We start from the raw sequence: 22,880 nt of genomic DNA on the forward strand, positions 1-22,880 counted from the left end.
GTTAACGCTAACCTTTGTGAAAGAAACCTTCAATACGTAAGGCAATGCCAGGAGTTGTGCTGTAATTCTCCTCTTCTGGAAACTCTACAAATGGCTCTATTTCAAAAAACAACCAATCCCGCAAGGCATTAAAGCGATATCGATAGCCTAAGGTATATTTATCAATAACAAAGCCTCGATCGCCGTTACGCTCCCCTTCAACTTGTAAGCTAAGGACAGATGCGGTGGTTTCATTGATTTGATGTAACTTATAAAAGCCATGCTTCCAACGAATACCACTAAACTCTGCGGAACCCCGAATGCTATAATTAATGCGAAATTGCGACTTTTTGCTTAATTGGTAATCGTATTCTAGTAATAATTTAGCGCCAAGGCCTTCATCTAGATAGTAATATAATGAAGGCTCAAATAAGAAACCTTGCTTTGTACTGATATTGAAACGGCGTTTATGTTTTGCCCGAACAAATATATCACCGCCTGAAATACCCAAGCGATAATTCATCAAACGGTCATCTCTTTTATCTTGAGTATAGTTTAGCGCTAAAGAAAATTTCTCTTCTTCAATCCGTGACTTTGTATTTACAGATTCTAAAGGTAGATTATTGAGTTCGTCATCTGCTTCGTCAGATAAAACCACACTGACTCTATCTTGAAAATGAGGTAATTTAACTCGCACACGGAAACGCGGTTTGACTTCACTCCAGTCACGACTTTTTGGCAACCAAGCAAAACTAATTTTTGCAGTTGTTTTTGGACTTTGTTGTTCACTCTCATTTGCGATAAAAAAACTATCAAACCATTGCGCAGATTGATAAACGGAGTCGGAAACCGTTTCATGCAATCCTTGCATCCAGTGATCATCTTTTTGCTCAACAGGCTCTTTTACTTCTTGCGAAGTATACGCTTGTGCTGAATTTGCAAATGCAAAGTAAAATAACACTAGGCAAAAATGCCAATAACACAGATTTTTACAATACATATTGATCAAATTTTGTTTTACCTCATCATTTAGCATATCAGTTGGTGATTTTTTTTCTATAAACTTTATAATGAAATCAATTAAATTATAGGGGTTTTTTATGGGCGGTATAAGTATTTGGCAATTATTAATTATTGCAGTGATTGTTGTGTTGTTATTTGGTACTAAGAAATTACGTAATTTAGGTACTGATCTGGGCTCGGCAATCAAAGGTTTTAAAGGCGCAGTCTCCGATGAACCGGCAAAAAAAGATGAAGCTACAGAAGAAAATTCAGCCAATAGTGATAGTTTAGGTGATAAAACAGCAGAAAAAAGCAATGTGGCTGAAAAAGAGAAAGATAAAGTCTAATGTTTGATATAGGCTTTTGGGAACTATTATTGATCGCTATTATTGGCTTAGTAGTATTAGGGCCCGAGCGATTGCCCGTTGCAATTCGTACTGTGCGCGGCTGGATAACTAGCATTCGCAGCTTTAGTGAGGGCGTTAAAAACGAGCTTACTGAAGAGCTACGCATTCAAGAGTTGCACGCTAATTTAAAAAAAGCTGAACAATCAGGCATGAAAGATCTGTCACCAGAAATTGAAGCTTCTGTAAAGTCGCTTAAAGAAGCAGCCGAAATGGTAAATAACCCTTATCAAACAGCCGAGCAATCAATCAGTTCTTCTGAAAAAATTGAGCAGCCAATTGATAATAAAGATGAAAAGCAAATTAAATGAGTTCAGCCGTTAAGCAAAACTACACATTATTTGATCATTTATTAGAGCTAAGAACACGGTTATTACATGCAGTGTTAGGTGTGTTAGTTGTTTTTTGTTCGTTGATTTACTTTGCACAAGATATTTACCAATATGTTGCGCAACCACTTTTGGCCGTTATGCCTGAAGGGACTCAAATGATCGCTACCGATGTAGCGTCTCCCTTTTTTACGCCTTTTAAGCTCACCATAGTTTTGTCTATATTTATTGCTATGCCCTATATTTTGTATCAATTGTGGTCGTTTATTGCACCTGGTTTATATAAAAATGAAAAACGTTTAATTGCACCGTTAATGTTTGGTAGTACGTTATTGTTTTATGGTGGAATTGCTTTCGCTTACTATGTAGTCTTTCCGGTAGCTTTTGCATTCTTTTCATCTGTAGCGCCAGAAGGGGTTACTATTGCAACTGACATTAGTAGTTATCTTGATTTCGTATTAAAGTTATTTTTTGCCTTCGGTGCAGCGTTTGAAATACCCATTGCGATTATATTGCTGTGCTGGACCGGTGTGACAAGCCCTGATAGTTTGCGTGCTAAACGACCTTATATAGTTGTTGGTGCATTTGTTGTTGGTATGATGTTAACACCACCCGATATTATTTCTCAAACCATGCTAGCTGTGCCTATGCTGTTATTATTTGAGCTAGGTATTATTATCGCTTCATTTTATTATAAAGAAGACGATGGCGAAGAAACTGCACCAAAGGAAGAACAATAATGAATAATAATTTTCTTATAACGCTAGCCATTTTGACTTTGTTATCATTTACTACACACGGAGAAACGTTAAGTACCAGTTTAGCAACATGCACAAAAATTCAAGAAAATTCGGCGCGCTTAATTTGCTTTGACAACTTAGCAGAACAAGCTGTAATCCCGAAAAAAGTAGCTGTTAAGCCTAGTAAGAGTGCAGCAACGGCCAAAGTTGAAGCCCTTATGGCTCCTGCAGCGGTAAAAGCTGCAGATTTTGGTGCTGAGCACTTAAAAAAACCTCCCGTTGCTGAAGAAGATCTTCAGGTTGTTTTTATGATTGCGCAATTAAGTAAAGATCATTATGGTAAATGGAATTTCACGTTTAAAAATGGTCAACAATGGAAACAAACAGATAGTGCATTTCTCAAACTTACGGTGGGAGATAATGTCTTACTTAAAAAAGGTTTTATGAATGCGGTATATTTGAAGAAAAACTTACCCGATTCAAATAAAAAAATTCGCGTTAAACGCCTGAAATAAAGAGCTTATAATTCCTTGATTGATATAGGTGTTAACTTAACCAATGCGCGCTTTGAAAAAGACCGTTCAGAGGTTTTAGCTCGAGCTAAACAAACTAATATTAGCGCAATGTTAGTTACCGGTACTAATGTTGAAGAAAGTAAGCAAGCGATCGCACTTTGCCAGCACTACCCAAATTATTTATACAGTACCGTGGGTATTCATCCGCATGACGCCGATAATGCACCAACAAATTTTCAAGCACAATTAGCTGACTTGGCAAAAAATAGCTGCGTTAAAGCTATTGGTGAATGTGGGTTAGACTTTAATCGAAATTTCTCCAGTGAAGCAAACCAGAAAGATGTTTTTACACAGCAAGTGTTGTTGGCAGAGCAACTTCAATTACCGTTGTTTTTACATCAGCGAGATGCATTTGAACCCTGGTTTGAAATTTTAAAACCTCATTTAGCAACGATACCCGCTATGGTTTCACATTGTTTTACCGGTAACCGGAAAGAATTAGAACAATGTTTAGCCGCTGATATGTATATAGGTATTACAGGTTGGCTTTGTGACGAGCGTCGTGGTCAACTGTTACGCGATATTGTATCGCTAATTCCACTAGAGCGGCTGATGATCGAGACAGACGCACCTTATTTAACACCTAGAAATATTCGTCCAAGACCTAAAAGTAGCCGTAATGAACCGAGCTATTTACCTTATATTGTCACTGTTTTAGCCGAATTAATGGGGTACAGCGAGCGGGACATTATCAAACAAACTAGCCTCAATAGTGTAAAAGTTTTTAATTTAAGTGTTAGTAATGCGTAACTTATTTAGAGCCAGTATTTGGCTTTTTATACCCTTGTTGATGTCTACAATGGCTAGTGCCCAAGGTGTACCTGTCTTCGCAAAACCAAGTTTGTTATTACAATTACATATTCAACATATATTTATTGGTAGTAGCCTGATCCTATCATTAATGTGCTTTGCCTGGGCTAGGGCCTTGCGCAGCTACAGTATGGCAATTTTAGCGTTATTCTTTGCAATAAAGTCGTTAGGTATTTTGGTTGCTGGCGGGTTTTCATTTTTTGCATTATTTACTAGCAATATTCACCTGCTCAATACTGAAGGCGTGCTACTGAGCAACTTGTCTAACATTCTATTTTTTATTTTTACGGTTAAATTATTCACCTTAAAAAAGCATGATAAAAATAGTTATCAATTACTACTGCGCTTAGCGATTATTATGACGCTTACGGTGCCCTTAAGCTTTGTATTTAGCCACAGCTATACTTGGCTATTAACGCAAATACCCATAAGTATGAGCTTGCTTGCGTTACTGTATGTCAACCGAACTATTAAAGTAGGCGACGAAGCGTTATCTAAAATGTTCTCGTGGATCCTTGTTGTGCAACTAAGCTTCAATACTATTGCTTATTTACTCTATTACCTTAGCTTTTCTACCCAAGCCATTAATTGCCTAGATATGTTAAGTTTTTGGGTTATGGCTATTATGATGACTTATTTGATCGGACATACATATTATTGCCATTTACGTGATGAAAAGCTTGCCCAACAACAGGCGACAGCGAGTGCTCTAGCTTCTAGTGTCGCACAGCAAGAGCTGTTAGCCTTGCAGGATGAAAGCCAAGAGCAACTTGAAAGTAGAGTGCAAGAAAGAACTTTAGAATTGAATATTGCCTTACAAGAATTAGAGGCAGTCAATCAAGAGCTTAAAGAAAAGAATACGCTTGATGAATTATCGGGACTGTATAATCGTCGCTACTACGATCAAAAAATACTGGCAGAGTTTAGACGTAGTCGTCGTAACTTAACACCATTAAGCCTTATTTTAATTGATATTGACCATTTCAAAAAAGTTAACGACAGTTTTGGTCATTTAGTCGGTGATAAATGCATTGTTGAAGTCGCTAGTATGATTAAGTCCCTATTGCGCCGAAGTTCTGATGTTAGCTGTCGATATGGTGGTGAGGAGTTTTGCTTAATTTTACCGGAAACAGATGAAAAAGGGGCTTTGGCTTTAGCCGAAGAAATTTGTCAAAGTGTGCGACAGCAAGTTATCCCTAATAACGAAAAAGCTATTAAATTAACTGTAAGTTGTGGTGTTACAACATATCTACAAGAGAAAGATGTGACACCTGAAATTATTTTTGAATGTGTCGATAAAGCACTTTATAAAGCGAAGCAAGCTGGTCGAGACCAAGTACAAGTAATGCCAATTAAAATAGTGAACTCGTAACTTAACGCTTTTGTAGAAAGCAGACATAATGCAAGGTGTGCTCAGCATAGTTAACTATGCTTGATAAAATCTGCAGCAAGCACTAAATCAATTGGTGTGATTTAAATTAAATTATTATAGGAAATGAGTATGAATAACGTCTTTGGACAATACCCAGCACGCCGCATGCGTCGTATGCGTTCTGATGACTTTTCACGACGTTTAATGTCAGAACATCAACTGACGGTTAATGACCTAATTTATCCGGTTTTTGTTTTAGAGGGTGAAAACCAGTGCGAAGCTATTGAGTCTATGCCCGGAGTAGAGCGCAAAAGTATCGATTTGTTATTAGAAGAATGTCAGGAGTTGGTTGAATTAGGCGTACCTGCAATTGCCATTTTTCCTGTTACACCAACGGATAAAAAATCACTGCTGGCTGAAGAAGCTTATAACATTGACGGTTTAGCTCAGCGTGCAGTTCGTGCCGTAAAGGCAAAATTCCCAAGTTTAGGTGTGATCACCGACGTTGCCTTGGATCCATTCACTACCCATGGGCAAGATGGTATTATCGATGACACCGGTTATGTTCTAAATGATGTGACTAAGGATATTTTGGTTAAACAAGCTTTATCACATGCACAAGCCGGTGCTGACATCGTTGCCCCTTCGGATATGATGGATGGGCGTATAGGCGCAATACGTAAAGAACTGGAACATCATCATTTTGTTAATACGAAAATACTGGCTTATTCTGCCAAGTATGCTTCGAGCTACTATGGCCCGTTTCGTGATGCTGTCGGTTCAGCAGGCAATATAAAAGGCGGCAATAAATTCTCTTATCAAATGGACCCCGCCAACAGTAATGAAGCATTACATGAAGTCGCACAAGATATTCAGGAAGGCGCGGACATGGTAATGATCAAGCCGGGAATGCCATATTTAGATGTTGTTCGCCGGGTAAAAGATACCTTTCAAGTACCGACTTATGCTTACCAAGTCAGTGGTGAATATGCCATGCATATGGCGGCAATTCAGAATGGCTGGTTAGCCGAAAAACCTTGCGTAATGGAAGGTTTATTAGCGTTTAAACGAGCAGGTGCTGATGGCATTCTCACCTATTTTGCTAAGCAGGTAGCCCGTTGGTTAAAAGAAGAGCAAAACGCTTAAATACCACTAGACGTACTTAAAGTTTAATAAATTACTTCATTATCATAGCCGCGCTATATATCGCGGCTTTTTCATATTCAGCGTTTTAAAAATTAGTAGAAATTAATTTACTTGGTATTAAGTGCGTTAGCATGCTTAACCGAAGGTGGTGTAAGTCTGATGATTTTTTAAGCGGGTGTAATTAAGTCGAGCTATTATTATCCACATCAATATGTAAGCTATAACCTAGTCGAGAAATATGGTCATTTTCTTGCTTTAATTCATCATGAATAAGGGTGTGTTGCATTAGCCATACTTCAGGTAAAGATAGGTTTAAAACTTTTTTATTTAACCATAGACGATAGTTGGGTAATTCATCGTCTTTACGGCGACGGCACAACTTTATTGCTAAGCGTAGAATAATTAAGAGTCGCTTAGCCGTTTCATCGTCTAAAGCTGATTGTTGTTCAATGTGTGCTAGGTTGATGTCACCCTTATAAAGTAAGACTAAACTGACCAGAAATTTCCTATCTGATTGATTAAACCCTGCTAAATCTGCATGCTTAAGAATATAGGCACTGTGTTGTTGATGATATTTGTATTCGAGTAACAAGCCTATTTCATGCAAATCTCCGCTAGCCAATAATAGTGCTAATGCATTACCGTCTGGTAAATTCCAAGTTGATTTGAGCTGGCTATATATAATATTAATTTGGCGTTTAACACTAACAGCATGTTGTTGATCAATATGAAAGCGTTGGCTTAAAGCGCTGATAGTACGTTGGCGTATGTTAGTTGTGCGATTACCAGGTAACATTTCATATAACAACCCTTCACGTAACGCACCACTAGAAAGAGTTAATTCTTTAATAGAAAATTGCTGAAATAAGGCAATTAAAATGGCTAACCCACTGGCAATAACTGGACTTCTTTCTGTGGATAAACCAGGTAAATCAATACTGTTAATATGATCAAAATTTTGCAGCTGCATTTGCACTTGATAAAGAAAGTCTAACGTAAGCACACTGGGTTTATGCTGGTAAATTAACATTTCCGCTAATGCTTGCATGGTACCTGAACCACCAAGAACGCATTGCCAACCAATATCACAAAAATCTGCTTTGATCGGTGCAATAGCATGCTCAGCCGCAGATATTGCTCGGGAAAAATTTGCTGAGGAAAGTGTGCCGTCGGAAAAGTATTTTTGATTATAGCTGACACAGCCTAGGTTAAGACTATGGGCTTTTTTAACCGTAAAGCCGCGGCCAACGATAAGCTCTGTGCTGGCACCACCAATATCTAAAACTAAGCGTTTATTAGCACTAACACTGGTATGGGCTACGCCAAGATATATATGCTCCGCTTCGGCAATACCGCTTAATAAGGTAACTTTGTGGCCTAATGCTGCCTCCGCTTTTGCGATGAATTCAGCACGATTTTTAGCGAGCCTTAAAGTTGCAGTGGCGACAATTCGAATATTTTTTTCAGGGATATCCTGCAGGCGCTCGGCAAAAAAGCTTAAACATTCTAAGCCTTTTGCCATGGCTTGCTCAGACAATATGTTATCTTCACTCAAGCCAGCAGCAAGGCGTACTTTACGCTTTACTTTGTCAACAACTTGCACGCTATCGGCAAGTTGTCGAGTGAGCAACATATGGAAACTATTAGAGCCTAAATCGACCACGGCATACAGAGGTGATAAAGTCTCCATTGAAGTGATCGTCATGAACTAACTGTTCCTTTGAGGCCTATTGCTGGTATTACGGCTACGATTTTGGCCACCATTATGAGGCTTATGACGACGTGGACGTGGCTTCGGCTTAGGCAAGTCGGTCAAGAGTGCTTCATGGTCATATTTACTCACGGGCAAATCATGTTCGATGTAGCTTTCAATTGCGGGTAAGTTAAAAACATATTGCTCACACGCTAGGCTAATAGCATGGCCAGTAGCACCAGCTCGGCCTGTACGACCAATACGATGAACATAATCTTCACAGTCATCAGGTAAGTCATAGTTAAAAACATGAGTTACTGCTGGAATATGTAAACCACGAGCTGCAACATCAGTAGCCACTAGAACATCTAATTGGCCATCGGTAAATTGCTCTAAAATTTTCAAACGTTTCTTTTGAATAACATCGCCAGTAAGCATGCCAACGCGAATATTATCAGCTTCAAGGTGAGCATGTATTTTTTCACAAACATGTTTAGTATTGGCAAAAATAATGGCTTTATCTGGCCAGTCTTCTTCAATTAGCGTTTGTAATAAAGACATTTTATCTTCGTTAGAAGGATAAAATAATTCTTCAGATATACGAATGTTAGTTTTCTGGTCAGGTTCTACTTCAACACTGTCAGGGTCGTTCATGTGTTCAAAAGCTAATTCTTTAACACGAAATGATAACGTGGCAGAAAATAGCATGCTTAAACGTTCAGTTGCTGCGGGCATTTTGCCAAACATATAACGAATGTCTTTTATAAAGCCTAAATCGAACATACGGTCAGCTTCATCAAGTACCACAACTTCAATATTACTGAGGTTATAAATACCTTGTTTTAAGTAATCGAGTAAGCGACCACAAGTGCCGATTAAAATATCTACACCTTGTTCAAGTTCTAAACGTTGGCTTTCGTAACCTTCACCACCATAAACACATCCAAGACGTAAGCCGGTACTTTTTGCCATTTCAATGGCATCGCGATGAATTTGGATAGCAAGCTCACGCGTTGGTGCCATAATTAAGGCACGCGGTTGGTTGTGGCTAACATCTTTTTTCTGTAATAAATGATGAAAGGTTGCGGCTAAAAAGGCAATGGTTTTACCTTCACCGGTTTGTGCTTGACCGGCAATATCTTTGCCTGTCATGAGTATAGGAAGAGACTTTGCTTGAATTTCAGTACAATATTCAAAGCCCATAGTTTCGAGGCCGCTAACTACGGTAGGCTCGAGTTTAAGTTCAGAGAACTTTATTTCTGTTAAGTGTGTTTTTTTCATACCGATAGCTTAACAGGTTACGCTATCAATAAAAATTAGATTCACGTAAAAGCGACAATAAAATGATGGCTTTAGTTGAATTTTAAATTAAATGCCCATAACTGTTATATATGAATTAAATTAAATACCCATAACTGTTATATATGAATGTTGGTAATTAATTGTGATGAAGGTATAATCTTAACTAATTGGCGATAGGCCACCTTTAATGGAGATATAAATGAGCGATAAAATTGTTCAGTTAACTGATGATAGTTTTGACACTGATGTAATCAATGCATCGGGTCTAGTCCTTGTTGATTTTTGGGCTGAATGGTGTGGACCATGTAAAATGATCGCGCCGTTGTTAAACGACGTGGCTGAAGAATATGCTGGTAAATTAACTATCGGTAAATTAAACATTGATCAAAATTCTAACACCCCACCTAAATATGGTATCCGTGGTATTCCTACACTGTTACTATTTAAAGACGGTGTTGTCGCTGATACGAAAGTTGGCGCACTATCAAAAACTCAATTGAAAGAGTTTATTGATAACAATTTATAAAAAAAGGTCCGATTTATCGGGCCTTTTTGTTATTTAGCTTAAGATCAATTAAGTGATCCTTTACTGGTTTACTTTTTAATGCTAAATTTAACGCTCAAAGAAAAAACATTTCAAAAAAACCATACTCAAACATCCTAAATAGCCAAGCGGCACAGCATAACAACCTAAATAGTCTAAGAAACCCCCACTATGAATCTTAACGAACTTAAAGAAAAGTCGATCAGCGAACTAGTTCAGCTCGCAGAAACAATGAAATTGGAGCATTTAGCTCGTAACCGCAAACAAGATATTATTTTTGCCATTTTAAAAGCCCACGCTAAAAGTGGAGAAGATATTTTTGGCAGCGGTGTTTTAGAAATTCTACAAGACGGCTTTGGATTTTTACGCTCTGCGGATTCATCTTATTTAGCCGGACCTGATGATATTTATGTATCTCCAAGTCAGATACGCCGATTTAGTATGCGTACCGGTGATACCATTGCGGGTAAAATTCGTCCACCTAAAGACGGTGAACGTTACTTTGCACTATTGAAAGTTAATGAAGTAAACTTTGACCGTCCTGAAAATTCTCGTAATAAAATTCTTTTTGAAAACCTAACACCTATTCATCCAACCGATCGTATGACGATGGAACGTGGTAATGGTTCGACTGAAGATATTACTGCTCGTGTTTTAGATTTAGCTTCACCGATTGGTAAAGGTCAACGTGGTTTGATCGTGGCTCCGCCAAAAGCGGGTAAAACCTTATTACTACAAAATATTGCCCAAAGTATTGCCCATAATCATCCTGACGCTGAGTTGATGGTATTACTTATTGACGAGCGCCCAGAAGAAGTAACAGAAATGCAACGCTTGGTTAAAGGTGAAGTTATTGCTTCAACTTTTGATGAACCGGCGAATCGTCATGTACAAGTAGCCGAAATGGTGATTGAAAAAGCAAAACGCTTAGTTGAGCATAAAAAAGACGTAGTCATTTTACTTGATTCAATTACTCGACTTGCACGTGCTTACAACACGGTTATTCCATCATCAGGTAAAATATTAACCGGTGGTGTTGATGCTAATGCTTTGCATCGTCCAAAACGCTTTTTCGGCGCAGCACGTAATATTGAAGAAGGTGGTAGTTTAACCATTATAGCGACAGCTCTTGTTGATACTGGCTCTAAAATGGATGAAGTTATCTACGAAGAGTTTAAAGGTACAGGTAATATGGAATTACATCTTTCTCGTAAAATTGCAGAAAAACGTGTTTTCCCTGCTATTCATTTCAACCGCAGTGGTACGCGTCGCGAAGAGCTTTTAACTAAGCCTGACGAATTACAAAAAATGTGGATATTGCGTAAAATCGTCCATGAAATGGGGGAAATCGACGCGATGGAGTTCATGATCGATAAATTGGCCATGACCAAAACTAATGATGAATTTTTTGATTCAATGAAACGTCAGTAATACATATTTAAATATTGTCTAAAAATGCCAGCAATTGCTGGCATTTTTTATATTGGCTACAAAGTTCTTTTCTAGTCGTTACTATCGAATGGTGCTTGAAAGCATATAAAGCATAATAATTTAGATGATATTGCTATCAATTAGGGACTTTAGGCTTTCTACCGTTATAATGTACGACAAATTTTTCATCAAATTCTAATATGAAATATAGTGATTTAAGAGATTTCATCTCTCAATTAGAGAAACTAGGCCAACTTAAGCGCATTAGTCAGCCAATTTCTACTGATTTAACCATGACAGAAATCAGCGATCGCACCTTACGCCAAGGCGGTCCGGCATTATTATTTGAAAATCCAACCGACGAAAATGGTACACCACACGGTATGCCGGTATTGACCAACTTGTTTGGTACGCCTGAACGTGTCGCTTTGGCAATGGGGCAAGATAATGTCAAAGCCTTACGCGATGTTGGTACACTGTTGGCAGCCCTAAAAGAACCTGAGCCTCCGAAAGGCTTTCGCGATGCCATGAGTAAAATACCCTTGTATAAGCAAGTGCTTAACATGCCAGTTAAGGTGATTAAAAAACCATTATGTCAGCAAGTTGTACTTGAAGGTGATGCGGTTGACCTAACTCAATTTCCAATCCAAAAATGTTGGCCAGGTGATGTTGCCCCTTTGATTACTTGGGGATTAACCGTGACTAAAGGCCCACATAAAGAACGCCAAAATCTTGGTATTTATCGTAATCAATTATTAGGTCGCAATAAAGTGATCATGCGTTGGTTATCTCATCGCGGAGGCGCGCTAGACTTTCAAGAGTTTAAAAAAGCCTTTCCAGGTGAAAAATATCCCGTTGCTGTTGCCTTAGGTGCCGATCCTGCCACCATTTTAGGTGCAGTTACGCCCGTGCCAGATACCTTGTCAGAATATGCTTTCGCTGGCTTATTACGTGGTAGCAAAACCGAAGTGGCTAAGTGTATTAGTCATGATTTAGAAGTACCTGCGAGCGCCGAAATTGTACTCGAAGGTTACATTGATCCTGATGAAGTAGCACCAGAAGGACCTTATGGCGATCATACCGGTTATTACAATGAAGTTGATGACTTCCCGGTAATGACGGTAACGCATATTACCCATAGAAAAGACCCAATCTATCACAGCACTTATACCGGACGTCCGCCAGATGAACCAGCAATATTGGGTGTAGCACTCAACGAAGTGTTTGTGCCTATTTTGCAAAAGCAGTTTCCCGAAATTCAAGATTTTTACTTACCACCAGAAGGCTGTTCTTATCGTTTAGCGGTAGTGACGATTAAAAAGCAATATGCGGGTCATGCTAAACGCGTCATGATGGGGGTTTGGTCATTCTTACGCCAATTTATGTATACCAAATTTGTTATTGTTTGTGACGATGATGTTAATGCTCGGGATTGGAAAGACGTTATTTGGGCAATGACCACACGTATGGATCCGAGTCGCGATACGGTATTAATTGAAAACACACCGATAGACTATTTAGATTTTGCGTCACCTGTGTCAGGCTTAGGTTCAAAAATGGGGATGGACGCCACCAATAAATGGCCAGGTGAAACTAATCGAGAATGGGGAGAGCCAATTGAAATGACCCAAGCGATTAAAGACCATGTAGATGATATTTGGGATGAGCTCAATATCTCAAACGACGTTAATAATTCAAATTGATAATACTGCAGCCAAATAGCGAGCATGCAGAATAAGGGAAAAGATAAATGAAAGTGATTACATGTCAGGTAGCGTCGTTAACGCCATTAACGGATCATGTGTATAAGGCACTGTTAAAGCCGAGTACAGCTGTTAATTTCTCTGCCGGACAATACTTAAATTTTGTGATGAGTGACGAAGACAAGCGACCTTTTTCAATTGCTAGTGCTCCAGGTGCTGAATTAATTGAGTTGCAAATAGGTGCTTTTGGTTCAGATAGTTATCCGATGCAAGTGATTGAGCACATAAAAGCCAACACTGAAGTGACTATCGAGATGCCCTTTGGTAATGCGCATTTACGCGAAAAAAGTGAACGCCCGCTACTGCTTATTGCTGGCGGTACAGGTTTTTCATACATTAAATCTATGTTTGAACATTTAGCCTTGCAGCAGTCTCAACGTGAGGTTTTAGTCTACTGGGGCTTACGCGAGCCGAGTGCATGCTATGAACTAGAAGAAACAGCCGCAATGATGACCAAATTAGCTAACGGGAAGTTTATCCCGGTGATTGAAGCACCGCATGTTGATTGGCAAGGTCGCTCGGGTATGGTCCATAAGGTAGTCATGGCAGAAGTTAACAACTTAGCTGATTATGATATTTATTTAGCGGGTCGTTTTGAAATGGTTGCTGCCGTTCGTGGTGACTTTGTTAAGCAAGGCGCATTAATTGAGCATATGTATGCCGATGCTTTTGCGTTTATTTAAGCTATAAATGAAAAGCAATAATCGGTCGTAAAGTGACGATAAGCTCTATTTTAGTTCTCTTAAGTTTGCATAAAACAAAAAAGTTAATAATACGAATTTTTCGCATGAGACAAATAATTATTTGCCAAAAATACGAAGTCGTTAATTGAGCCATTTAAGTTACTCGCGGCAATAAATAGGTGTGCGCCAAGTGCTTGATTTAATACCTCACTATGATGTAGAAAAGCGGCCAATGGCCCTTTTATGATTGTGCCATCTCTTAAAATGTAAGGTTCAAAATTTAAAATGCCTTGTTCAAACGTAATTAGCTGCTGCTTAATGCAATAATGAATGAGGGGTTTTTGCTCGTGTATCATTCGGTTTGCTAAGCGCAATGATATGCTGTTTGCTATCACATCTATTGAAGTTAGTTTTATACCTACGTAATTCAGTTCTTCACGTGTTATGCCGACCGTATTTGTCACGCAATGGATGTTGCGGATTTGCTGCCAGTTAAATTGCCAATGCCCATGAAGATGATGAAAAGTTAATTTTTCAGGTGTCACTATTAAGCTGTAAGTTGGTTCTGCTAATTTTAGTAAACCGATAAAAATAGTGACTATGCAAGTGAGCACCATAAACAGTAAAGGGAAACGGGCTTGTTGCCAGTAATAGCTGCATAGCCAAGCTACAATGAACAAAGCTATAAGGCCGGTTAAAGTAATGAATAAACCATGATGACGGGCAATTGCTTTAATCTTTATTGTTTTATTACTTTTTGTCATAGATTTTTACTTTAAGTACTGCCGGTTCAGAAAAGGAACTGTTAATTAAATTTAATATTTGTGCATATTTTTTTGATTAGTATATACTCTGCGCGTTTTCGCTACGAAGCAATAAGTTTGTAGCAATTTAACTTAACGAACGACATAAAAGGTAGAATAATATGACTAAGAATAAAGTAAAAAAACACCCTAAAAATCAAGGTGGTTGTGAATTGGGGCGAGGCGTAATTAAAGATAATTTCTTAGCGGCTGTGGTAACGTCAAGGTTGTTTAAGCAGCAAATAATTATTGCTAAAAAAGGTAAGGGTGCTTATCAAAGAACTCAAAAGCATAAAGGACAAGAGTCCTATTTAATAGCGGTTTAATCGATTAAGATATAACCATTATTAAATAGGGCTTTTAAGCTTTATTAATCTCTGCGCTAAGCGTGAATTTTTCTGAGTGCTTGATTCGCTTTGTCTAGATGACCTTGGTGCTCAAGTACTTGTGAAAAAACCAGTAAGTCAATTTTATCGTATTGCTTTTCTTCAAGGTTAACTAAACTATTAAATGCTTTTTCTGCTAACTGCCATTGTTGAGAAGCCGTGGCAAAATGAGCTACCAATGATAACCAAATAGCATTGTGTGGCTCGTTATGTAAATGCTTTTGCGCTGCTGCCATAAGACTATCATCTTGAGTAATAGGTAATGTTCTGACCGCTTTTAGTAAGCTAATCGCATTGCCTTTCTTTATTATCGGTAATAATAGTTTTGCTAAGGGCTCGTTAACTTGGTTTTCTGCTAACACCTGACAATAAGCCAGTACGACTGTTTCTGATTGCTTAATTTTCTTTGGGAGTTGTTGCCAGTATTCTAGCAAAACATGACTATCGTGCTGTTTGATTTGCTGATTAAAAGCACCGTAAAACGCCTGCTGCTGCCATAAAGTGATAGTTTCAAGGCTAATAGATTTTTGTTTCTGTGCGGCATTAAGCTTTTTGATAACATAGTCAAAACGTTGCTCAATTAAGCTTAGCTCTATTTCTAATCGGAGTAAGCGTACGTCATGTCCAATATGTTTATGGTGCTCATCAATCACATTTCTTGCTTGTTGGTAATTTTGTTGACCGATCAATAATTTTATTTTAATTAACACTGCTTCTAATCCAGCGTCTTTAAAGGTGCTAGTTGTCTGTTCAAGCAAGCCTAAATAGTGATCAGTGTTTGGTTTCAATGCTTGTTTTTGAGCCGCATCGGCTGCAACAAGATAAGCTATATGCTCAAAATTTGAGGCATCAGCCGATTTAGCCAATAAATGCTCTGCTTGTTTATAATCACCTAAAACATAGGCTGCGATACCTTTGTTAAAGTCTTTAAGTGCTCGTCGGCGACTGGCAAAAGCAATTTTGTTCCAAGCTTTAAAGCTAAAACTTAGCCCGCCACGGAAAAATTTAATAATAAGTGCTATTGCAAAGAAGCACAGCGCTAGCGTGATTATGGCGGTAATAACCGTTGTTTCAATGGCTGAATCTCCAATTGAAATCAGAATATAACCTTTTTCACCAATTAACATTGGTGTGATAACAATTACCCCAAGAAATAAAATCAGCAATAATAATAGTCGTTTCATTATAAGTCCTCACTTAGCTCGGAGCTTGTGGGCTCGTCTTCAGATGCTTGCTGTGTATCTAGGATATTTCTGTTCTCTAAAATTGGGTGTGTGGACTTCATTTTAACCGACAATAATTGTCGAATTTCTTTTAGTGAAGCAAGATTATTTGGATAGTCAACATTAATAGTTGCTGCTTTTAATGTATCAATTGTTTTGAGGAAGTTTTTATTTTCAAGTTTTGTCATATCAAAATATTCACTAACCCAGCGCTGAATATCGTTAAGTGATTGCTGGTAAATATTACCTTTTGATTTACTTGCAGCCCAAATAGCCGTTTGTAATTTTAGACTTAAGTTTTCACGTAAATTTTGTTGAAATTGTGGCGACATTAACGGCTCAATATTACCTGTTCTGCGGGTAACAGTGAAAAACTCATCAGTAAACTTGCGCCATGTTTTGGCTAGATTTTCTCGCCAATCATTAGCGTTATCAGTTAACTCAAGCGTCGTTTCAGTTTTATGTATTTCTGGAATTTCAAATAGTGCTAACGGTAGTTGCTTTATTTGCTGATCCAGCGTCATCAGTTTTAAAATTACATTATCAGTTGCCAGCTTAGGTAGTAACTGTAACTTGGCGATATCTTGCTGAATAATTTGGCGTAAAGCTAAAAATTGTGGGTCATTTAACTCTTCTATGCGCATGTCTGCGTCATTAAGTAAACTAATGGCAGTGCCAGTTTCATTTTCTAACCATAAGCTCCTAGAAGCCAATCGAATAAGATATTCAGCTTCCTGTAGAAGCCAGTCACTGGGTTGATTTTGACCTAAGCTGGCAATTTTTTGCTGTAATTGTGCGATAGTATCTTGATTGCTCTGTTCAAGGCGATTACCTTGTTCAAGTTTATTACGCAACGCGTTTAACTCACTAGCGCTTGCTTGTTTACTTTGTGAAAGCTGTTGAGTGATGTTCTGGGTAATACCCTGAGAATTTCGAGCAAGTTGTTGTGCGATTTCCTGCTGATTTGAAACGAGCTTATCCTCTAAAATATCATTGAGTTGCAGACTATATTGAGCTTTTTGCTGTTCACTCCAATAATAGTGAGCAACACTGGCGAGAATAGCGATTAGCGCGATAATTAATGCTACAACAGCGATTTTAGATACTTTACTTTTCTTCGCTTTATTAGCTGTGCTTTTTTCCTGCGACGTTTTAGGACTGACAGTTGTCGACTTATTTGATGTGTTGGAGGCGGTATTTTTCACTGGTGAGGCGCTCTTATCATTAGTTTTGTTCGATGCTGGACTCGTCTGGGTTTTGCTTTCTTCAGCAGTCAGTTTTACTTTGTCAGGGGCTTTAATAACGGTTTTGTTTTTAGGCTTGTCTGAAGATTTTTCAGTACTATCAGCGGAGGCAGGTTGATTCGATGACGCTTCCTGCGATGAACTCATATTGATTGAAGCCGTTAAACCTGTCTGACTTTCAGGATTACTACTGTCAGCTGACGTATTATCAGGTTTCGATTGCTTGGGTTGTTTTTTATCGCTCATGAACTGATCCTATCTTACATGTTGGCGCTACGCACACTGAATTTATTAGGCTAATAAGTTGTTTATATCACTCGATATTACTTAATCTTTAGTCTCTGGCAAGTGTATTAATCATAGCTTGGTAACTGGCGTTATTGGCATTTATTACTCGACTGATGCCATTCTTCTGATTCACAGTAATTATCTTACTTGCCAAAACTCGCAGACATTATGCTTGCCGGTGCCTGTTTTACACATAAATTAAGTTTACTATGAATTCTAATAAAACGTTACTAGTGATTAAGATACAATTTATCTGTTGTCGATACCATGCTTTGATAAGCTTATATGAGTAATTTCGCCAAACACGCTGATAACTTTCAAAATAGTGTGCCGATGCGCTACGACACTGTAACGATTTTCCGGTAAGTTCTCGAAATCATCACCTGGGACAATGTTTGGATCTTTTGCATATACGTTTTGTAATCGACTAACGTTACACACCTTCGCTATCGTTTTCTTTAGAGACTAATACGCTTGCGCTTAGGGTTACTAGACCTCGTTTGTACGATGACTTATTTATTTTAATTGGTATTACTGCTGCTCAGTCGCACTTTCAGCCACAAGGTTTTCTAGCATTAGCTTATGGCAAACTTTATTGCTGTGACACTAAGTAAGCCCTGTAAATAAGGAGAGTTAGGATACTTTTAGGAGTATGAATTTGCTCAAGGGGACGTTTTAAAAATCAAAATATCACTGACAATAGCTTTGATAACCACCTTGCTTTAAAATTTTTTGTACGTTGCGCCCAGCGTTTTCTGGGCGCGATATTAATAATCTAAGCTTATGCTTGGTCATATACCTGACGTAGGATTTTGTCGGCACCTTTAGCCAATAAGTTTTCTGCTAACTGATTTCCTAATTGCTCAGCTTCACTCATATTGCCTCGTACTTCACTGGTTAATATTTCACTGCCGTCGACCGCACCTACTAATCCGCGTAGGTAAATCTGTTCATTTTCTAGCACAGCATAACTACCAATGGGCACCTGACAACCGCCTTCAAGCGCACGATTCATCGCCCGTTCAGCGAGAACACGAATACGCGTTTCTTCACAGCCAAGTGGTGCTAATAAAGTCTTAATGGTTTCATCGTCAATGCGACATTCTATGCCAACAGCGCCTTGACCATTTGCTGGTAACATAACTTCTGGGGCAATATATTCACGAATACGCTCTGGCATTTCTAAGCGAATTAAGCCTGCGGCTGCTAAAATAATGGCGTCATATTCACCATTATCAAGTTTCTTAAGACGCGTGTTGACGTTACCACGGAGATCGCGAATATCTAGATCTGGTCTTAATGCTTGTATTTGGCATTGACGACGTAAACTTGAAGTTCCAACCACAGCACCTTGTGGCAACTCAGCTAAGCTGGCAATGTTATTCGACACAAATGCGTCACGCGGGTCTTCACGTGGACAAATAACTTCTAAACCTAAGCCTTCTGGAAATTCTACAGGTACGTCTTTCATTGAATGCACGGCAATATCCGCACGATTTTCTAACATGGCAACTTCAAGCTCTTTTACAAACAAGCCTTTGCCACCGACTTTTGCGAGCGGCGTATCGAGAATAATGTCACCTTTAGTGGTCATCGGTACTAGTTCAACTTGTATACCTGGATGAAAATGCTCAAGTTTTGCCTTAACATATTCTGCTTGCCACAGTGCGAGTGCGCTTTTTCGCGTTGCAATTCGTACGGTTTGTTGCGTCATGTAATTTACCTTAATTAATATTTATTGCGCAGAAAGTACAATGGTTTCTTCTGCTTGTTTGCTGACCGCGTCAGATAAAAATTGCCATAGTTCATCGCTGCCGCGTTTATCAAACCACTGGTCATTTTCGAAGTGAAAGTGATGGCCGTTAAATTTCGTTGCTACCCAAATCTCATGCAAAGGTGCTTGCTTGTTAATAATGATTTTACTGGCATTTTTAAATGTCAGGGTTAACATCCCGCCAACACCTTCATAATCGATATCGTAACCGCAATTTTCGATGGCTTCTTCTACCGCAAGTAAGATATTTTCTGCGGCTAAATTGTATTGACTATCATTCATTAACTGTTCCTTTTTACCTACGCTTTAAGATTGTTTAATCTTTGCTTGGTAATTATTGGTCAAGGGATTATAAAACGTCTATCATGGGAAAAAAATCGAATAAATCAATTATGCGTAAACAAATTGCAATTATTTTCTTCAGTTTGCTTAGTTTAGTAACCATAACAGGCTGCGGCATTAAAGGCCCTTTATACCAAACTCCTGAGCAACAGCAAGAGAACTTACCAAAAACAAGCCAAGAAATTGATAAAAACAGTGATATAACCAATTTAGAGCATTAGGAATAACGACATTGGACTTTTTTAATCGTAAACAACATTCATTATTCGCCGAGCAATGTCCGGTCGCTGAGTTAGCAAAGCAATACGGTACGCCGCTTTATATATATTCACGCGCCACCATTGAGCGCCATTGGCATGCTTTTGATCAAGCGGCTGGAGAGCGACCACACCTTGTTTGTTATGCTGTTAAGGCAAACAGTAATATAGCGGTATTGAATGTAATGGCACGCTTAGGTTCCGGCTTTGATATTGTTTCAAAAGGCGAGTTGATGCGCGTGATTGAAGCGGGCGGCGATCCGAAAAAAGTGGTGTTTTCAGGTGTAGGGAAAACGTCAGAGGAAATTGCATTCGCATTAAACCTTGGTATTTACTGCTTTAATGTTGAGTCAGCTGCTGAATTAGAACGCATACAATCTGTTGCACAAGGGCTGAATAAAGTTGCGCCTATTTCATTGCGGGTAAACCCTGATGTGGATGCGGGCACTCACCCTTATATTTCAACTGGCTTAAAAGAAAATAAATTTGGTATTAGTATTGAACAGGCGCCTGAGCTCTATCAATATGCTTCGACATTATCGCATATCAATATTCAAGGCGTTGACTGCCATATAGGTTCACAGCTCACCGAAATTTTACCGTTTTTAGATGCGCTTGATCGAGTGTTAAAGTTAGTCGATGAATTAGCTGAACAAGGTATTGCGCTCTCGCATATTGATGTCGGCGGTGGTTTAGGTGTTTGTTACGATGACGAGCAACCGCCTCACCCTAAAGAATACGCTGAAGCAATTGCACAAAAGCTAACCGGTCGCGATTTAACGCTTATTTATGAACCAGGCCGGGCTGTGATGGCCAATGCAGGTATTTTGGTGACTGAAGTTGAATATATCAAAGTCAGTGAAGACCGAAATTTTGCCATTGTTGATGCGGCAATGAATGATTTGATAAGACCTGCTTTATATCAAGCTTGGCAAGCCATTATTCCTGTTGAGCAACGTGATGATGTTGCGAGTGCGCAATACGATGTGGTTGGTCCCATATGTGAAACCGGTGATTTTCTAGGTAAAGACCGAGCGTTGGCAATTAGCGCAGGCGATTTGCTTGCTATACGCAGTGCCGGTGCTTATGGTTTTACTATGAGTTCAAATTACAATAGTCGGCCACGTGCGGCTGAAGTTATGGTTGACGGCAGCGAGAGCTATTTAGTCAGAAAACGCGAAACCTTCAGCCAGTTGTGGCAAGGTGAAAGCTTGTTACCTTTATAGTGTGAGATTAGGTGTCGATGTTAGTAAATTTTTCTAAAATGCACGGTTTAGGTAACGATTTCCTCGTGCTCGATAATGTGACACAAAATGTTTTTTTGTCCAGTGAGCAAATTAAGCAACTCGCCGATAGAAATTTTGGTGTTGGCTTTGATCAAGTGTTGGTTGTTGAACCGCCGTATGATCCTGATCTAGATTTCCACTACCGGATATTTAATGCTGATGGCAGTGAAGTGGGGCAATGTGGCAATGGTGCACGTTGCTTCGCAAAATTTGTCCGTTTAAAAGGTTTAACTAATAAACATAAAATTAAAGTTTCAACGCAATCAGGAAAAATGACCTTATTTATTGAACGTGACGGTAATGTTTCGGTCAATATGCCAGTACCGCAATTTGAACCGGCAAAAATTCCATTTACTGCGCAAAAAGCAGAAGGCACTTATATTCTTCGCAGTGAAGACGAAACTGTACTTTGTGGCGTTGTTTCAATGGGCAATCCGCACTGCGTTTTAACCGTCGATAATGTTAAAGAAGCGCCGGTAGCTATATTGGGTGAAGCGCTGTCCTTACATGAGCGTTTTCCACAACAAGCTAATATTAGTTTTATGGAAGTCGTGTCACCCGAATATATCAAACTGCGTGTTTATGAACGTGGTGCTGCTGAAACATTAGCTTGTGGCAGTGGCGCTTGTGCTGCCGTAGTTGTTGGGCAAATGCAAAAGAAACTAAATAGACAAGTATTAGTGGATTTACCTGGAGGGCAATTGAAAATATTTTGGAAAGGCCCTGGGAATTCAGTAAAAATGACAGGTCCCGCCGTGCATGTGTTCGATGGGCAAATAAACTTATGAATCAAGACAAAAATAAATCTATGCAAACAAGTGATCAAAACCTAATGTCAGATGACGAAATAAAGCTAACCGATGAGTTAATCGTTAGTTATCTACAAGAGCACCCTGAGTTTTTTAATCGTCAGGGTGAGTTTGTTACCAGCTTAAGGCTACCCGATCATCAACGTGGCACTATTTCTTTAGTCGAACGTCAATTATCTCAACAGCGCTTAAAAATTCACAATTTGGAAGAAGAGATCACCCAATTAATGGTGATAGCAAACCAAAACGAGCAATTATTTACCTTGTATAGCGACCTATATTTACGTTTACTTGATTGTACAACGGCAGCAGAGTTGCTTGATTGTTTGCATCAGGCAACCACTCAATTGTTGTCGTTAGATGCATTAAAGTTATGGCTAGTGAAGCCAACAGAAATTAATCATAGCTCATTAGTTAACAATGATTGTGCTGAAATTATTGAAAGCCGATTAAGTAAAGACGAATACTACTTTGGTCGCTTGCAACAAAGTGAACAAGAATTGATTTTTTCTGAGTCAAGCGCAGGTTCGGTAGTGTTAGTACGACTTACACATAATCAAGAAGATATTGGCTTTTTAGCGATTAGCAGCCAAGATGCTGAGCATTTTGATCCCCGTATGGATACTTTGTTGTTGAGCCAATTTAAAAAACTAGTCGCAAAACTTTTACATCAGCATCTTTATTAGGTAAATATA

General features: G+C 38.8%; 25 protein-coding genes. 16 read left to right on the forward strand and 9 right to left on the reverse strand.

Annotated features, from left to right (window positions below; genetic code table 11):
• Positions 1-7 precede the first annotated feature (7 nt).
• Positions 8-940, reverse strand: a complete 933-nt coding sequence (locus B5D82_RS08490) for a hypothetical protein (RefSeq protein WP_081150762.1) — start codon at positions 938-940, stop codon at positions 8-10.
• A gap of 139 nt (positions 941-1,079) precedes the next feature.
• Here B5D82_RS08490 and tatA point away from each other — a divergent pair, with 139 nt between their 5' ends.
• The 7 genes from tatA to hemB all read left to right on the forward strand — a co-directional run bounded on the left by tatA (position 1,080) and on the right by hemB (position 6,357).
• Entirely contained in the window at positions 1,080-1,328 is a 249-nt protein-coding gene (gene tatA / locus B5D82_RS08495) for a Sec-independent protein translocase subunit TatA (RefSeq protein WP_081150764.1), read from the forward strand.
• Positions 1,328-1,696 carry a Sec-independent protein translocase protein TatB gene (gene tatB / locus B5D82_RS08500; RefSeq protein ID WP_081150766.1) on the forward strand — a complete coding sequence of 123 codons (369 nt, stop codon included), beginning with the start codon at positions 1,328-1,330 and terminating at the stop codon, positions 1,694-1,696. Before tatA ends, tatB begins: the two co-directional genes overlap by 1 nt.
• On the forward strand, positions 1,693-2,454 hold the full coding sequence (gene tatC / locus B5D82_RS08505) for a twin-arginine translocase subunit TatC (protein ID WP_081150768.1): 762 nt from the start codon (positions 1,693-1,695) through the stop codon (positions 2,452-2,454). The genes tatB and tatC overlap by 4 nt, the downstream gene beginning before the upstream one ends.
• Positions 2,454-2,969 carry a hypothetical protein gene (locus B5D82_RS08510; protein ID WP_081150770.1) on the forward strand — a complete coding sequence of 172 codons (516 nt, stop codon included), beginning with the start codon at positions 2,454-2,456 and terminating at the stop codon, positions 2,967-2,969. The genes tatC and B5D82_RS08510 overlap by 1 nt, the downstream gene beginning before the upstream one ends.
• A 15-nt stretch (positions 2,970-2,984) precedes the next feature.
• On the forward strand, positions 2,985-3,779 hold the full coding sequence (locus B5D82_RS08515) for a TatD family hydrolase (RefSeq protein ID WP_081150772.1): 795 nt from the start codon (positions 2,985-2,987) through the stop codon (positions 3,777-3,779).
• On the forward strand, positions 3,772-5,211 hold the full coding sequence (locus tag B5D82_RS20150; RefSeq protein WP_245807592.1) for a sensor domain-containing diguanylate cyclase: 1,440 nt from the start codon (positions 3,772-3,774) through the stop codon (positions 5,209-5,211). Before B5D82_RS08515 ends, B5D82_RS20150 begins: the two co-directional genes overlap by 8 nt.
• 129 nt (positions 5,212-5,340) lie before the next feature.
• Positions 5,341-6,357 carry a porphobilinogen synthase gene (gene hemB / locus B5D82_RS08525; protein WP_081150774.1) on the forward strand — a complete coding sequence of 339 codons (1,017 nt, stop codon included), beginning with the start codon at positions 5,341-5,343 and terminating at the stop codon, positions 6,355-6,357.
• A 181-nt stretch (positions 6,358-6,538) separates the two neighbouring features.
• On the opposite strand, the gene B5D82_RS08530 is transcribed toward hemB, so the two are convergent.
• Both B5D82_RS08530 and rhlB read right to left on the reverse strand, forming a co-directional pair.
• Positions 6,539-8,062 (reverse strand): Ppx/GppA phosphatase family protein, encoded by a 1,524-nt coding sequence (locus B5D82_RS08530; RefSeq protein ID WP_245807593.1) that lies wholly within the window; start codon positions 8,060-8,062, stop codon positions 6,539-6,541.
• A 3-nt stretch (positions 8,063-8,065) separates the two neighbouring features.
• Entirely contained in the window at positions 8,066-9,331 is a 1,266-nt protein-coding gene (gene rhlB, locus B5D82_RS08535) for an ATP-dependent RNA helicase RhlB (protein WP_081150778.1), read from the reverse strand.
• A gap of 220 nt (positions 9,332-9,551) precedes the next feature.
• Here rhlB and trxA point away from each other — a divergent pair, with 220 nt between their 5' ends.
• The 4 genes from trxA (at position 9,552) to fre (ending at position 13,773) form a co-directional block, all read left to right on the forward strand.
• Entirely contained in the window at positions 9,552-9,878 is a 327-nt protein-coding gene (gene trxA, locus B5D82_RS08540; protein WP_081150780.1) for a thioredoxin TrxA, read from the forward strand.
• Positions 9,879-10,067: 189 nt separating this feature from the next.
• A complete protein-coding gene (gene rho / locus B5D82_RS08545) occupies positions 10,068-11,327 on the forward strand; it encodes a transcription termination factor Rho (RefSeq protein WP_081150782.1) in 1,260 nt (419 codons plus the stop codon).
• Between the two features lie 200 nt (positions 11,328-11,527).
• Positions 11,528-13,030, forward strand: a complete 1,503-nt coding sequence (gene ubiD, locus B5D82_RS08550; RefSeq protein ID WP_081150784.1) for a 4-hydroxy-3-polyprenylbenzoate decarboxylase — start codon at positions 11,528-11,530, stop codon at positions 13,028-13,030.
• Positions 13,031-13,077: 47 nt separating this feature from the next.
• Positions 13,078-13,773, forward strand: a complete 696-nt coding sequence (fre, locus tag B5D82_RS08555; protein ID WP_081150786.1) for an NAD(P)H-flavin reductase — start codon at positions 13,078-13,080, stop codon at positions 13,771-13,773.
• A gap of 83 nt (positions 13,774-13,856) precedes the next feature.
• Here fre and B5D82_RS08560 read toward each other — a convergent pair whose 3' ends face one another.
• Positions 13,857-14,537: a DUF2982 domain-containing protein gene (locus tag B5D82_RS08560; protein WP_081150788.1), complete on the reverse strand. Its 681-nt coding sequence runs from the start codon at positions 14,535-14,537 to the stop codon at positions 13,857-13,859.
• Between the two features lie 161 nt (positions 14,538-14,698).
• Between B5D82_RS08560 and arfA the strand changes: the two genes are divergently transcribed.
• Positions 14,699-14,902, forward strand: coding sequence for an alternative ribosome rescue factor ArfA (gene arfA, locus B5D82_RS08565; protein WP_081150790.1), 204 nt, complete (start codon positions 14,699-14,701; stop codon positions 14,900-14,902).
• 56 nt (positions 14,903-14,958) lie between these two features.
• Here arfA and B5D82_RS08570 read toward each other — a convergent pair whose 3' ends face one another.
• The 5 genes from B5D82_RS08570 to cyaY form a co-directional block, all read right to left on the reverse strand.
• Complete coding sequence (locus B5D82_RS08570; RefSeq protein ID WP_081150792.1) at positions 14,959-16,146, reverse strand: heme biosynthesis HemY N-terminal domain-containing protein; 1,188 nt, start codon at positions 16,144-16,146, stop codon at positions 14,959-14,961.
• Complete coding sequence (locus B5D82_RS08575) at positions 16,146-17,675, reverse strand: uroporphyrinogen-III C-methyltransferase (RefSeq protein ID WP_081150793.1); 1,530 nt, start codon at positions 17,673-17,675, stop codon at positions 16,146-16,148. Before B5D82_RS08575 ends, B5D82_RS08570 begins: the two co-directional genes overlap by 1 nt.
• A gap of 291 nt (positions 17,676-17,966) precedes the next feature.
• Positions 17,967-18,158 carry a hypothetical protein gene (locus B5D82_RS19880; RefSeq protein ID WP_157673860.1) on the reverse strand — a complete coding sequence of 64 codons (192 nt, stop codon included), beginning with the start codon at positions 18,156-18,158 and terminating at the stop codon, positions 17,967-17,969.
• Positions 18,159-18,498: 340 nt separating this feature from the next.
• A complete protein-coding gene (gene hemC / locus B5D82_RS08580) occupies positions 18,499-19,431 on the reverse strand; it encodes a hydroxymethylbilane synthase (RefSeq protein ID WP_081150795.1) in 933 nt (310 codons plus the stop codon).
• A gap of 21 nt (positions 19,432-19,452) precedes the next feature.
• On the reverse strand, positions 19,453-19,773 hold the full coding sequence (cyaY, locus tag B5D82_RS08585; protein WP_081150796.1) for an iron donor protein CyaY: 321 nt from the start codon (positions 19,771-19,773) through the stop codon (positions 19,453-19,455).
• Between the two features lie 110 nt (positions 19,774-19,883).
• Here cyaY and lptM point away from each other — a divergent pair, with 110 nt between their 5' ends.
• From lptM to B5D82_RS08605, 4 genes are read left to right on the forward strand one after another with little or no spacing between them, the layout of a single operon-like run.
• Positions 19,884-20,054, forward strand: a complete 171-nt coding sequence (lptM, locus tag B5D82_RS08590) for an LPS translocon maturation chaperone LptM (protein WP_155866731.1) — start codon at positions 19,884-19,886, stop codon at positions 20,052-20,054.
• Positions 20,055-20,065: 11 nt separating this feature from the next.
• Positions 20,066-21,316, forward strand: coding sequence for a diaminopimelate decarboxylase (gene lysA / locus B5D82_RS08595; protein ID WP_081150799.1), 1,251 nt, complete (start codon positions 20,066-20,068; stop codon positions 21,314-21,316).
• A 17-nt stretch (positions 21,317-21,333) separates the two neighbouring features.
• Positions 21,334-22,164 (forward strand): diaminopimelate epimerase, encoded by an 831-nt coding sequence (dapF, locus tag B5D82_RS08600; protein ID WP_081150801.1) that lies wholly within the window; start codon positions 21,334-21,336, stop codon positions 22,162-22,164.
• Positions 22,161-22,871: a DUF484 family protein gene (locus tag B5D82_RS08605; protein WP_245807594.1), complete on the forward strand. Its 711-nt coding sequence runs from the start codon at positions 22,161-22,163 to the stop codon at positions 22,869-22,871. Before dapF ends, B5D82_RS08605 begins: the two co-directional genes overlap by 4 nt.
• Positions 22,872-22,880: the final 9 nt, after the last annotated feature.

The sequence above is a fragment of the Cognaticolwellia beringensis genome, assembly GCF_002076895.1.
GTDB classification, from domain to species: Bacteria; Pseudomonadota; Gammaproteobacteria; order Enterobacterales; family Alteromonadaceae; genus Cognaticolwellia; species Cognaticolwellia beringensis.